General features: G+C 63.9%; 10 protein-coding genes. 6 read left to right on the top strand and 4 right to left on the bottom strand.

The genetic code is table 11. The features are described 5' to 3' along the window. Positions 1-49 precede the first annotated feature (49 nt). A complete protein-coding gene (locus HH308_RS14100) occupies positions 50-256 on the top strand; it encodes a hypothetical protein (protein ID WP_170194851.1) in 207 nt (68 codons plus the stop codon). Continuing rightward, positions 207-941, top strand: coding sequence for a nucleotidyl transferase AbiEii/AbiGii toxin family protein (locus tag HH308_RS14095; RefSeq protein WP_312870589.1), 735 nt, complete (start codon positions 207-209; stop codon positions 939-941). Before HH308_RS14100 ends, HH308_RS14095 begins: the two co-directional genes overlap by 50 nt. Before the next feature lie 30 nt (positions 942-971). Here HH308_RS14095 and HH308_RS14090 read toward each other — a convergent pair whose 3' ends face one another. After that, on the bottom strand, positions 972-2,438 hold the full coding sequence (locus tag HH308_RS14090) for an HNH endonuclease signature motif containing protein (RefSeq protein ID WP_246284598.1): 1,467 nt from the start codon (positions 2,436-2,438) through the stop codon (positions 972-974). A 191-nt stretch (positions 2,439-2,629) separates the two neighbouring features. On the opposite strand from HH308_RS14090, the gene HH308_RS14085 reads away from it, so the two are divergent. Next, positions 2,630-5,971, top strand: a complete 3,342-nt coding sequence (locus HH308_RS14085) for a DUF499 family protein (RefSeq protein WP_170194849.1) — start codon at positions 2,630-2,632, stop codon at positions 5,969-5,971. A gap of 3 nt (positions 5,972-5,974) precedes the next feature. Further along, the gene (locus HH308_RS14080) at positions 5,975-7,855 is read left to right on the top strand and encodes an alpha/beta hydrolase family protein (RefSeq protein WP_170194848.1); all 1,881 of its coding nucleotides are present in this window, start codon (positions 5,975-5,977) and stop codon (positions 7,853-7,855) included. On the opposite strand, the gene HH308_RS14075 is transcribed toward HH308_RS14080, so the two are convergent. Further along, positions 7,750-8,556 (bottom strand): rhomboid-like protein, encoded by an 807-nt coding sequence (locus tag HH308_RS14075; RefSeq protein WP_170194847.1) that lies wholly within the window; start codon positions 8,554-8,556, stop codon positions 7,750-7,752. The two genes, HH308_RS14080 and HH308_RS14075, sit on opposite strands and share 106 nt — an antisense overlap. Before the next feature lie 143 nt (positions 8,557-8,699). On the opposite strand from HH308_RS14075, the gene HH308_RS14070 reads away from it, so the two are divergent. Beyond that, the gene (locus tag HH308_RS14070; protein ID WP_170194846.1) at positions 8,700-9,314 is read left to right on the top strand and encodes a ClpP family protease; all 615 of its coding nucleotides are present in this window, start codon (positions 8,700-8,702) and stop codon (positions 9,312-9,314) included. Then, the gene (locus HH308_RS14065; RefSeq protein WP_170194845.1) at positions 9,311-9,898 is read left to right on the top strand and encodes a ClpP family protease; all 588 of its coding nucleotides are present in this window, start codon (positions 9,311-9,313) and stop codon (positions 9,896-9,898) included. Before HH308_RS14070 ends, HH308_RS14065 begins: the two co-directional genes overlap by 4 nt. Before the next feature lie 37 nt (positions 9,899-9,935). Here HH308_RS14065 and HH308_RS14060 read toward each other — a convergent pair whose 3' ends face one another. Together HH308_RS14060 and HH308_RS14055 are read right to left on the bottom strand one after the other, a co-directional pair. After that, positions 9,936-10,340, bottom strand: coding sequence for a helix-turn-helix domain-containing protein (locus HH308_RS14060; RefSeq protein WP_446684917.1), 405 nt, complete (start codon positions 10,338-10,340; stop codon positions 9,936-9,938). 7 nt (positions 10,341-10,347) lie between these two features. Continuing rightward, entirely contained in the window at positions 10,348-13,068 is a 2,721-nt protein-coding gene (locus tag HH308_RS14055) for an aminotransferase class I/II-fold pyridoxal phosphate-dependent enzyme (protein WP_170194844.1), read from the bottom strand. Positions 13,069-13,086 lie beyond the last annotated feature (18 nt).

The following is a 13,086-nucleotide window of genomic DNA, read 5'->3' as shown; positions in this document are numbered from 1 at the left end:
AGCGTTCAGCTGAACGTCGCCTTCCGATGTCTCGCAGTAGTCTGACTCTATGACGCCGACCGAGGTGCGCATCAGCGACTACCCCCAGTTGCGGGCCATCGCCTGGCATCTTGCGGCCGATACGGTGATCACCGAACAGGACGCGCTGCGCCTGTACGAGCGCAATTGGCGCCATGTCGGCGAGCTGACCGACGACGAAGCACGGTTTGTACAACACCTCGCCGATACCTACAGCGGGGGCAGACTCCTTGTTTGAACGCACACACCATCGGGCCGTCGCTGAAGTTCTGGACTCACTCGATGCTGGGATTCTGGCGCAGGGGTGCTGTTACTTTGGCGGAGGCACCGCAATCGCGCTGCGCTACGGCGAAATACGAGTGTCCACCGACGTTGACTTCCTCGTGTCCGATCGCAACGGCTACCGAGTGATCCGCGAGCGAGTGACAGAGCACGGCCTCGAATCACTTTTCGGTACACCGGTACCGATCATTCGAGGTCCGCTGACCGACCAGTACGGTATTCGTAGCCTCATCGGCACGGGCACGCCGATCAAATTCGAGATTGTTCGCGAAGGTCGAATCGAATTCGATCACCCAGGCACGGGCGACGAGGTGTGCGGGATAGCCTCGCTGACGACGCACGACCTGGTCGCCAGCAAGATTCTGGCCAACGACGATCGCTGGGCGGACAGGAGTCTGTTCAGTCGGGACATCATCGACCTCGCAATCATGCAACCCGACGCCGGCACTTGGGAACGGGGAATGCTCAAAGCCCGCGCCGCTTACGGCGACACCACAGCGACCAAAGTGATCCGTGCGGTCGACAACGCCCTGGATCGGCAAGCCTGGCTCGATCAGTGCCGCAGCGCGCTACAGATCGACGGCATGACCGTCGATCAACTCCGAGATCGGCTCGGCTACATCCGCGACCTCGTCGCCTAAACCCGCTTGAGAGCGTTCAGTTGAACGCTCTCACGCGACGCTGGCCAGCCCCACGTCCGGCGTTGCTCGTCTGGCTTTCCACGCCCACGCCGCGTATAGCACCTCCGTCGCATAACCCAACTGCAATCGGCCTCCATTCTTCGGCACCACCCCATCAGCCGCGACTCGCTCGTCAGGCTCCCAGCCACCTGGCGCGTGGATCTGCGGCGCGTCGAGCAGCACCCGCCCCGAAGCGTCGTAGAACCTGAACTGCTGCAACCCCAATGCCTCAATGCTGAACGCCCCGTTGTGCAACGCCCGATGATGTTCACTGCAGAGCAGGAGCAAGTTATCCGGGTCGGTGGTACCGCCCTGCGACCAGAACTTCACGTGATGCATGTGCAGAAACCGCGTCCTCCCGCATCCCGGATGTCGGCACGACCGATCCCGCATCGTCACCACACGCACCAGCGCGGCGTTCGGCACTCGGCGCTTCTTGCCCCACCACAGCGTCGGCCCGCGCCGCGACCTATGGTGACCGATATTGCGAACCGTTGCACCACAACGCATCTCGTCACGCTGATTGTCATCCAATGCCGGGCCGTCATCGAGTCGGGCTTCTCGCGTCGCATCCTCAGAGGCAACCTCGCTGGCATCGTCATCGCGAAGGTCATCGGACTCCTCGGCGATCTCGTGCACCAGAATCTCGGCACCCGGAGCCATCTCCGGCATGTCCAACGCATCGATCGCCAAGTCAGCCATTCCGACCAAGGCCGGGGCGATGTTCGACGGAACATGCCGCCACAAATCACGTCGCACCGATGTCGGATCGTCGTCGGCTATGCCCACTCCACCCGCGACATCGCCTTCGCCATCACCGGACTCAACCGTCCCGGCTGCCTCATCAACCGGCCGCGGCAGATCCGGATCGCCTTCGACTCGAGTTCGCTCGTACTCGGCGCGCACCAGCCCGGCCAGCAGCCGCGCCCCATCGACCGGGTTGAGCCGACCGGCGATCACCAGCGTCCCATCAGCATCCCATTTCCAAGTGCATCGTGAGTCGATCGCCGCGTTGCGTCCCCGCGCTCCTCGATCAATGGTGCGCAGCGATTTGACCAGCTTCTCGATCTGCCCCGCGCTCGCGGACTCAGCGAAGCGTGCGAGCTCCTCCTCTCGAGCCTCGATGTCGTGCACGCGAGTGATCGCTCGCACCTTCGAATACGACAATCGGCCGGTTGCGAGGCGGTCATGCAGGATCGGCAGAGTCTGCAATACTCGCGCCACCCGCACGTAGTCCTGAGCCGTCCGCAACGCCAGACCGGTGAACCACGACAACCAGTGTGCTGTCGAATAGATCCCCGCCCCCACCCATATCTTGCGGACATCGAACTCGGCGATGTGGTCCAAGAATCTCGACGTCAACGCGGCGATCTGCGAGGCATAGCCGATCACCCGACTGGACAACTCATCATCGGACAGCACAGCCGGTTCCGTGTCATCGAACATACTGCTAGACATGTGTTTACCTCCATGATCGAACTGTTGTTCTTATGAACTTACGTTACCGCCGACCACTGACAAGGCCACCAAAAGCTTCGCTTTCCTCACGTTCAGCGGAACGCCGTCCGACCGCCACCCGGCTGCTCTCGCGTCAATCGGAGGACCTAGAGTGATGTGAACAACAAGTTGTGACATCGGGGAGGCTTCTCATGGCGACCAACAACCGGGATCGCATTCACACAGCTCTCGATCTGCTCGGACCCGCAGTCAACCGGTACCTCACCACAACTCTCGGCCCGGACATCGGCGACGTCGCGTGGATCGACATCCTTCGCACCGCCAAGGACGCCCATCCCGACAAGGAATTCAACCCCGACGACCCGTACGACGGTCTACGAATGTTCACCGACAACATTCCGTACCGGTTCAAGCGCGGCTGGGATCCGTTCAAGAAGAAGCTCTCGCGCAGCGAAATCGGTTATGCGACGGAGCTGCTCGAGATGCGCAACGACTTCGCTCATTCCAAGCCGTTCTCCAATGACAAGACCCAACGATCCCTCGACACCTGTGTTCGCTTCCTCAAAGCCATTGGTGCGCCCCACGACGCCGAACAGGTCGAGAAGCTCCGCAACGACGTCATGCGCGTCGCCTACGACCGCGAGGACACATCCACCGCGAAGGCCACACCCAGCATCGCCGTGGGATCGGACAACCTACCGGCGTGGCGCGAGATCATCGCCCCGCACCCCGACGTACAGAGCGGAAACTTCAACGCCGCGGAGTTCGCCGCCGACCTCTACACTGTGGCGTCGGGCCAGTCGGCGGGCGAATACGGTGATCCCGCAGCCTTTTTCGCGCGCACGTACCTGACAGCTGGGCTTCGCGATCTGATCGACCGCAACGTCCGGCGCCTCGCCGGCGACATGAACGCCTCCCCCGTCGTCAACCTGCAAACCAACTTCGGCGGCGGCAAGACGCACTCGATGCTGGCACTGTGGCACCTGGCGTCGAAGCATCCACTCACCGACTACCCCGACGACGTCGCGCAGGTCGCGGCTCCGCTGACCACGATCCGGCGACCCATTCAGCGCGCCGCACTCGTCGGAAACATGATGGAACCGGCGAAGCCGGACACGCGCGACGGTCGGCCGGGCATCCGCACGATGTGGGGTGAACTGGCCTGGCAACTCGGTGGCGCCGACGCTTACGAGATCGTCGCCGACGCGGACCGCGCGTCGACGAATCCTGGCGCCGCCCTTCGCGAACTCTTCGAACTCTATTCTCCCGCAGTCATTCTCATCGACGAGTGGGTCGCCTATGCCCGACTGCTGGTCAGCGCCGAGAATCGGCCCGCCGGCGACTTCGAAACCCAGTTCACCTTCGCCCAGACCCTGACCGAGGCGGCAAAAGCGGTCGCCGGCATTCAAGTCGTGATCTCCATCCCGGCGTCGTCGAACGCGAGCGACGATGAGATCAGCGACGAGGAAGTCGGCGGCGAATCGGGGCGAGAAGCGTTGCGGCGCTTGAAGCACGTCGTCGGGCGGACCGCCGATCAGTGGCTGCCGGCGTCAAGTCACGAGAGTTTCGAGATCGTACGACGCCGCATCTTCGAAACCCCTGACGCACAAGCGATGTCGCAGATCAGCAATGTGGCGCAGCGGGTCGTCGAGTTCTACCGGAAGAACTCGACCAGCTTTCCCCGTGATTCGCATACCTCGGAGTACATCGACCGCATCAAACGGTCGTACCCGATCCACCCCGAACTGTTCGACCGCCTCTACGAAGACTGGTCGACGCTGGATCGCTTCCAGCGCACGCGCGGCGTGCTGCGCATGATGAACCAGATCGTCGGCACGTTGTGGCGCAGCAACGATGCCTCGCCGCTGATCCTGCCCGGCACCATTCCGCTCGACGACGACAAGGTCTTCACCGAGGTCACCACCTACCTCGAAGACCAGTTCAAGCCGATCATCAACGCCGACGTCGCCGGGGAAGGTTCAGTACCCTTCTCGATCGACAAGCACAACACGCTGTTCGGCAAACGCCATGATGCGCAACGACTTGCCCGAGCGGTATTCATGGGCGCCACTCCGACCCTGCACACCGCGCACAAGGGCGTCGACAAGCCGCGCATCTTTCTGGGCACGGCCATGCCCGGAGATGTGCCCGGCAATTTCCACAGCGCGCTCGATCAGCTGGCCAACGAGTCGACGTGGCTGTACACCGAGGCACAGCGGTACTGGTATGACACACAGGCGAATACCACTCGCGCCGCACGAGATCACGCGGCCAATCTCAAGCCAGCCGACGTCTGGGCGGACGTCGAGGAACGCCTCAAGACGATGCGAAAGCAATCGCGCGACAACACTTTCGGCGGCGTGCACATCTTTCCCACGACGTCGGCCGACATCCCCGACGAGCAGCAGACTCGCCTGGTGGTCGTGCCGATGGAGTTCACTCACGGCGCCCGGGCAACGACGAGCACAGCACGAGACTGGGCCGCCGACGTCGTCGAACACCGCGGTGCGTCGAACCGGACGTTCAAGAACTCGCTGGTGTTCCTCGCCGCAGACGCCAAGCGGGCCGCCGATCTCGAGATCGCCGTCCGCGACTACATCGCCTGGCGCTACGTGTTCGAGAGCTCGGAGAACCTCGGACTCGGCGGCCAGCAGACCAAGCAGGCCAAGACCCGGATGGATCGGGCGGACGAGATCGTGACGGCCCGCCTCCTCGAGACCTACAGCTGGGGCATCTATCCGAAGCAGGAATCGGGCCAGCCGACATATGAACTGACAGTGTCGACCACCGCCGGGTCCACCGAGGACCTCATCGAACGCACCGGCAAGAAGCTCGACGACGCGATCGCTCACTCCCGCTCGTCGGCGCTGATCCGGATGGACCTCGACGGCCCCCTGGCATCGGCCTGGGAATCCGGGCACATCTCGGTCGGTCAGCTGTACGGCTACTACGCCACGTACCCCTATCTCACCCGGCTCAAGAATCGAGACAGTCTGACCAACGGTCTTCTCTCGGTCTACAACGACACCACTTGGAGCACAGACGGTTTCGCCTTCGCCGACTCCTACGACGAGTCGACCGGCCACTACGTCGGGCTGATTCTGCCCGGCCACTCGGAGAATCCGCATCTCGTCGACAGCGCGCTGATCCTCAAGCCCGACGTCGCGCTGGCCGAACAGCAATGGCTCGCCGACGAGTGGGCCAAGCGCAACCCCACGCCCCACCCGGACAACGGCAACGATGAGGGCGGCCAGCGCCGCGTAACTCCGCCGCCACCACCCGACCCCGACCCCGTGCGGCCCAACACCCGCTACTTCGGCTCGGTGACCCTCAACGCCGACCTCCCCGCCCGCGACTTCTCGACGATCCAGCAAGAAGTGCTGCAGCACTTGTCAGTACCCGGCGCTACCGTCGAGATCCGGTTGGAGATCAGCGCCACCGCGGCCGACGGCTTCGATGAGGCGAAGCAACGCATCGTCCGCGAGAACGGGAATGTGCTGGGCTTCGACAACAACGACTTCGAGAAGGATTGATCAATGGGTGCAACCGTCGTCTTCTTGCACGGTGTGGGCGACGGCAACGTCGGCAAAGACTGGCTCAGAGGTCTGAACAGATCACTGACCGATCTGAATCATCCGCCGATTGCCGAACGTGAGGTTTGCGCGCCTGTCTACGCCTCGCTGCTCAAGACGACCGGAGAATTCGCGGCCCGCGACGATGCACCGACGAAGACATACAGCCCACGCGACGAACGCGAGTCACGACGCAAGTTCCAGATTCGCCAAGCACGCGCCGCAAAGCTGATCGCGGAGCTCGCCGACCCGCGAGTCACCGTCGACACTCGTCTGATTGCGAGCGCGACCAACTACGCGAAGGCCGTCGGCGTAGCCACCGACGTCATCGCGGCGGTATCGAACTACCTCAAGAATCCGAAGTTGCAGAACGCCGTGCTCGGTCACATCATCAATCAACTCCCTACGTCCGGCGACATCATTCTGATCGGGCACAGCCTCGGGAGTGTGATCGCAATAGACCTGATCGATCAACTGCCGTTGTCGTTGCACGTCAAACGGTTCATCACCATCGGCAGTCCGGCGGGCGCACCTGCCCTCAGCAAGCACAAGACCAGGATCCTTCCCGACATCCCGTACACGCGGGTCGACGATTGGACCAACCTCATGTATCACTACGACATAGTGAGCATGGGACGCGGGCTCGGCGCCACCTTTCCCGGGGCTCAGGACTTCTGGGTGAGTTGGCCATTCGAGCCGTCGATCGAGAAGATGCACGGCGCCGAGACCTATCTCGCACATCCCGCAGCCGGCAAGCTGGTCGCGGATATCCTTTACCCCACAACAGATCTCGTGCCGTCATCGTCGGACTTGGCTGCGCGATTGGACGATGAAGAAGCAGCAGTGCTGCTCACGATGGCCTATGGCGCTCGCGTCGCCGAATACCTCCGCCAACACGACGGCAACGCCGACGAGGGCGACAGCCGCGCGGCACGGTACGCCGATGCGCTGCGCCAACTCGAAGTCTCCTTCACCGACCAGATGAAGGAACGCGAGGCAGCCGGACGACCCATACCCGCAGAATTCCACACGCTCATCTCCGGCGTACGCCCGGCGCCGCCGCGACGCTGGAACCTATCCGAAGCCATCACTCAGGCAACGCTGCTCGCGTTCACGAATGTCGTCGCGCCGTACGAGATCAACGTTCATGACGCGAGGTATAAGGTTCTCGCCGATCTCTTCGTCGACCTCGGATTCACCGGTAAGCAGGGTCAGCTGGTCGGGAAAGCGGTCAAGGATGTCAGCGAACTGGTCGACGGCGGCGGATGGTCACTGAGTCCGACAGCGAAGATCGCTGCCGGAGCCGCGGGCATCGCGCTGCTCGCCGCGGGACCGATCGGCCTGGCGATGGCAGGTGCAGCGGGCGTCGCCGGCGCAGCGGCCATCACCAGTAGCCTTGCCGCATTCGGCCCCGGTGGGATGGTGGGTGGTTTGGCGATGCTAGGAGGGCTCGCGACCACCGGCTCCATGCTGACAACCGCGGCGGCAACGGTGCGTGACGCGCCACAGTCGACTCTCGATCCCACTAGCGTTGCAGTCCTCATCGCAATCGCATACGCGCACAAACTCATCGGTGAACCGTACGATTCGGACGTTTGGTACGACTTGGCGAACGCCGAGACCAAGACTGCCGCAACCCTCAACATGGTGGAGGCGTACAGCGACTCGAAGTCGGCAGCGGTCAAGCGACAGAAGGAAATTCAAGCGCTGATCGCCAAGCTGATCGCCTTCATGGAGGATCAGAAGCTCGAACCGCAGGGTGTCGCGGAGATCCTTTCGGCCGACGAGACCCGCATCGTCGATCGCAAGTCGGGCGTCTTCGGCTGGTTCACCGGCGAGTCGTAGTTCGCGACACCGGCTTTCCGCCGTCCCCACACCCGGCGCACGCCGACGCCGATTCCGAATGCGGCCACGCCGAGCAGCATTGCCGACAGGTGCCCGACGTCGGTGAAGGTGTGATCCTCGACGACTTCGAAGCCGAGGTATCCGCCGAGCCCGACGAGCCAGGCGATTCGCCACGCCCCGGTGAAGCGGAACGCCAGCGCTCCGGCCAACGCCATCAGTCCGTAGCTGTATCCGACGTCGGCGGTGTGCGTGATCCGCGCCGACATCATGCCGTGGTCGACGGCGTAGGCGATGCCGACGACGGTGATCAGGGTGGCTCCGATGTGCCCGACCGCGAAGACCGCGATCGTCTTCCACCAGCCCAGCCAGCGCTCGGCGGCGACCATCACCGCGAGCAGTTCGATCACCATCATCAACGGTGTACCCGCCGGGTCGGCCCAGAATGCCGAAGCGACCAGCACCTGCAGCGGATCGGTCTGCATGTTGTGCAGGTTCGTCGACGCGCTCGCGATCAGCCCATGGGTGACTCGGTCGGTCGCGCCGCGCAGTGTCCACCAGGTGACCAGCAGCGTGAAGATGTAGATCAACGACACCGGTGCACCGCGGAAGTAGTCGACACACCGTCGTGCGGCCGATTTGGTCGACGCGACGATCGCCGTCGGCGCGAAGGGACCGGTTGCCGGGAGCGTGAGTGTGGTCATGCTTCAAGTCTGCCCCCGATGGCTGACTTGTCCCCGACCGTTTCCCGAGCAGTTCCTGTGAGCCGGTGCTCCGCCGCCCACAGCAGATCCACCCACAGCAGCAGAACCTATGCCGCACAACCACTCTCGTGCAGTCTCGACGCATGACCGAAAACACCGACACCACCCTCGACGACGACCTGCGCTCCAGTCTCTTTCACCAACGGGTGATCGTCCTCGGCGATCAGCTCGACGCCAACCTGGGCAATCGCCTGACCAGTCAACTGCTGCTCCTATCGGCGCAAGATCCGCGCAAAGACATCAGCTTGTGGATCAATTCCCCCGGCGGCTCGGTTCCGGCCATGCTGTCGATCGCCGACGTCATCTCGCTCATCCCGAACGACGTCGCCACCGTCGCGCTCGGAACCGCCGCCAGCGCGGGCCAGTTTCTCCTGTCGGCAGGCACGAACGGCAAGCGTTACGTGCTCCCGCACGCGCGCATCCTCATGCATCAGGGCTCGGCCGGCATCGGCGGCACCGCGGTCGACGTCGAAGTGCAGGCCGACGATCTGCGCCACACCCGCGACACCGTCCTCGCACTGATCGCCCGCTTCACCGGCCAGCCAGTGCAGCGCATCGTCGACGACTCGCAGCACGACCACTGGTACACCGCCGAGGAGGCCGTCGACTACGGATTCGCCGACCACATCGTCTCCGACGTCACCGCCATCTACCCAGCCGCGCATCGTCCCGCCGCCATGATCGGAACAGCGAAATGACAAGCTACACAATCCCCTACGTCACCGAGCGCACGATCCACGGTGAACGCTCGCTCGACGTCTACAGTCGCCTGCTGTCCGATCGCATCGTCTACCTCGGCACCGAGATCGACGACGGTGTCGCCAATTCGCTCATCGCCCAGATGCTGCACCTGGAGTCCGACAGCCCCGACCTGCCCATCAACCTCTACATCAACTCACCCGGCGGCTCGCCGTCGGCGATGCTCGCCGTCTACGACACCATGCAGTATCTGCGCCCCGACGTCACCACTACCTGTGTCGGCCAGGCGGGTGGACCGGCGGCCGTGCTGCTCGCCGGCGGCGCGCGGGGTGCTCGATCGATCCTCACGCACGGCCGCGTCGTTCTTCACCAGCCGTCGATTCAAGGCCAGGGCACCATCCCCGACCTCATCATTCACGCCGACGAGGTGGTTCGCATCCGAGGTCAGCTCGAAGACATCCTGGCCCAGCACACCGGAAAGGACCCGCAAACCCTCAGGTGCGACACCGACCGGGATCTCATCCTTCCCGCGCAAGCGGCCGTCGCGTACGGCATCGCGGACTTCGTCACTTCGACGCGGTAATCGCAGGCGCGCTCGGGTTTCCTAAGCCACCGGTGTCCTAAGCCACCAGCCGCAACTGCACTCGGCCCGACGACGCCGGCACCGACGAACGCACCGGACTGCCGGTCGACGTGATCACCGCAACCTCCCGACTCGACGCCAGCTGCGTCGCGATACCCGCGGTGACGTCGAACAACGTCAACCCGAGGGCACCGGTGACCGCCGCCAGAATCTCCGACGACGGTTCCTTGCGTCCGCGCTCGATTTCCGAGAGGTACTGCGGCGACACACCCGCCACCGCGGCGACCTCGGTCAGGATTCGACGCTGCTTCTTGCGTTCGCTGCGCAAGTACTCGCCGAGCACTTCACGCCACAGTGATTCGAGCTCCATCGGTTCGCGCGCGGGTTCCATACCTTCGGAGCCTAGCCCGGCGTCGCGGCCGCGGACCGGCGCTCTGCTCACAGCAGAATCATGCCTGCGCCGCGAACCGCTCCATCGCCTCCTGCGTGAACACCGACAACCCGAGTTCCGGGTTGTACCCGTGGATCTCCTTTACATCGAGTTGCGCCATGAAATACAGAATCTCCTTCGAAACCTCTTGTCCCGGAACGAGAACCGGAAATCCCGGCGGATACGGAACCACGAATGTGGTCGACACCAGGGTGGCTCCGTCGGCGATCCGACGCCCCGCCTGCCCGAGCGACACATACTCGCGGTCATTGCTCTCGTACCCCGCGTAGAACGCGGTCCGCATGTCACCGAACGTCGAGCCCGGCGCCGGCCGGAACACATCGGCGAACCGGCTGAAGTCGGGTAGCGCGGGGAGATCCTCGGTGATCTCGATGATCTTGCGGCGTTGCAGCGCACGATCGGCCGCGCTGGCACTGGCGGCCTCGGCGTCGAGCGTGGCGGCAATCCGCCGCAGTGCGTCGAGGAGGTAGTGCACACTCGACCACGTAGCCCCGATCGTGAAGATCAGCAACACACTGTTGATCGACGTCTTGTTGATCTGGATGCCGAATCGTTCCATCAGCACCTTCTCGCGGAAGTCGAAGCCGTTCATGCCGGTTCGGCCGATGAACAGAGTGACTCGCGTGGGATCCAGCACGAATTCGTCGGAGCGCCACGCCGCGTTCCACGCCTCCATCTCGCCGAGCCCGACCTGCCGATACGACTGCACTTTCGCCCCGCGGAACTCGCCGGGGATGAGTTCGGCTTGGTCGATGATGTTGAACCACTTGCGAATCGACTTGTCGCTGCGGACCCGATGCCGGAACGTCAACGCCATGTTGTAGGCCGTGCGCACCATCAGGAAGCCCTCGATGTCCACCTGGCGTCGGGCCAGATCGAGCGACGCCAGCAACTGCTGATTGGGCGACGTCGAGGTGTGCGTCAGGAACGCCTCGCCGAACGAATCCCGCGCCAACGCGTTGAAATCCTGGTCACGTATGTGGATCATCGATGCCTGCCGCAGCGCCGACAACGATTTGTGCGTCGAATGCGTCGCGTACACGCGTACCCTCGCCTTGTCCGGGTCGGGCAGCAGCCGGTGGGTCACCCACTGCGAGCGGTCGACGTCGACCATCGACTCCTTCCACGCCTCGTACTCGTGCCGGTACCGCTCGGACGCGACCATCTCCTCGAGCTGCTCGGCGGCAACCATCGCGGTACGCTGCCGCGCCCACGGCACCGCCGTCGCAAACGCGTACCACGCCTCGTCCCAGAGGAAGCAGATGTCGGGCTTGATGGCCAGCACCTCCTCCATCACCCGACGCGGGTTGTAGACCACACCGTCGAATGTGCAGTTGGTCAACAACAGCATCCGCACCCGGTGCAGCTGTCCGGCCGCTTCGAGGTCGAGCAACGCCTTCTTGATCGTCGAGAGCGATACCGCACCGTAAATGGCAAGCGGCTCAAGAGGATACGCGTCCAGATACAGCGGACACGCGCCGGCGAGGACCAGCCCGTAGTGATGCGACTTGTGACAGTTGCGGTCGATCAGCACGATGTCGCCGGGCCGGGTCAGCGACTGCACGACGATCTTGTTCGCCGTCGACGTCCCGTTGGTCGCGAAGTACGTCTGCTTGGCGTTCCAGGTCCGCGCGGCCTTGGTCATCGCCTCTTTGAGCGCGCCGTGCGGGTCCAGGAGCGAGTCGAGCCCGCCCGACGTCGACGACGTCTCCGCCATGAAGATGTTGCGTCCGTAGAACTCGCCCATGTCGGTCAGCGAACGCGAGTTGAAGATACTCGACCCGCGCGCCACCGGAAGCGCATGGAACTGTCCCACCGGCTCCGCCGCGTACGCACGCAGGGCGTCGAAGAACGGCGTGGCGAAACGGCTTCGGATGCCGTGCAGCACCGTGCTGTACAGGTCCGTCGCGTCGTTGAGGCGGTAGAACGTACGGTCGTAGAGATCACCGTCACGGTCGGCGACGGCGGCCACCGACTCGTCGGTGAGCAGGTACATGTCGATGTGCGGGCGAAGTTCGCGGATCCACTCACCGCACTCCACCCAGTCGTAGGTGCGGTCGGTGGCCACCGAATCGTCGAGCACGCCGAGCAGCGAGTTCATCATCGGCAGGCGCGCGCTCGACCGGAGGGTCAGGTCGTGCCGGATGATCGCGGTCTGGATCTCTCCGTTCAAGGCGACCGCGCAGATGGCGTCTTCGACGCTGGTCACCACCAGCAGTTCGATCTGCACGTCGTCGGCCGGGCTGCGCAGCGCCCGCAGCGCGTCAGCCAGACTCTCCGGACCGCGGGAGTCGTCGGCGAGGAGCACCGTGTAGAACTGCTGCTGGCGCGCGCGAGCGATGAGCTCCTGGTCGTCGAGAGCCGAGGCCTCGTCGAACAGTGCCGCCCGGTCGCCGTACTCGGCGAGCAGCCGGGCCGCCAGATTGACCTGGTCGGCCAATCGCTCGGTCTCCATGTCGTCGAGGTAGCGGCCGTACCGTTCCACCCGGTCGGGTCCGGGATAGAGCCAATAGCGCTCGTAAGTGCTCAGGCGGTAGAGCAGCCGACGCACGCGCATGACGTCGCTGCTCGTGTCGAGCCCGGCGCGATGCACGGCCACCAGTTTGCGACTCGCATCGTCGAGCAGGTTCCACGTGTCCAACCGTTGATATGACGGATTCGCGACACCGGCGAGCGCCGATACGCGAAGCCGCCGGGCACCTTTGACCGACTTCTCCATGAGTGTCAACGCTATTGG

This window comes from Gordonia asplenii, assembly GCF_012933505.1.
Lineage (GTDB): Bacteria > Actinomycetota > Actinomycetes > Mycobacteriales > Mycobacteriaceae > Gordonia > Gordonia asplenii.
Note: the sequence above shows the minus strand (reverse complement) of the source record. Positions and strands in the feature narration are given on the sequence as shown.

What these genes read in the sequence shown, in the direction of transcription:
- HH308_RS14100 (WP_170194851.1), top strand. Translation starts at nt 50, where the DNA reads ATGACGCCGACCGAGGTGCGCATCAGCGACTACCCCCAGTTGCGGGCC.
- HH308_RS14090 (WP_246284598.1), bottom strand. Translation starts at nt 2,438, where the DNA reads ATGTCTAGCAGTATGTTCGATGACACGGAACCGGCTGTGCTGTCCGAT.
- HH308_RS14085 (WP_170194849.1), top strand. Translation starts at nt 2,630, where the DNA reads ATGGCGACCAACAACCGGGATCGCATTCACACAGCTCTCGATCTGCTC.
- HH308_RS14080 (WP_170194848.1), top strand. Translation starts at nt 5,975, where the DNA reads ATGGGTGCAACCGTCGTCTTCTTGCACGGTGTGGGCGACGGCAACGTC.
- HH308_RS14075 (WP_170194847.1), bottom strand. Translation starts at nt 8,556, where the DNA reads ATGACCACACTCACGCTCCCGGCAACCGGTCCCTTCGCGCCGACGGCG.
- HH308_RS14070 (WP_170194846.1), top strand. Translation starts at nt 8,700, where the DNA reads ATGACCGAAAACACCGACACCACCCTCGACGACGACCTGCGCTCCAGT.
- HH308_RS14065 (WP_170194845.1), top strand. Translation starts at nt 9,311, where the DNA reads ATGACAAGCTACACAATCCCCTACGTCACCGAGCGCACGATCCACGGT.
- HH308_RS14055 (WP_170194844.1), bottom strand. Translation starts at nt 13,068, where the DNA reads ATGGAGAAGTCGGTCAAAGGTGCCCGGCGGCTTCGCGTATCGGCGCTC.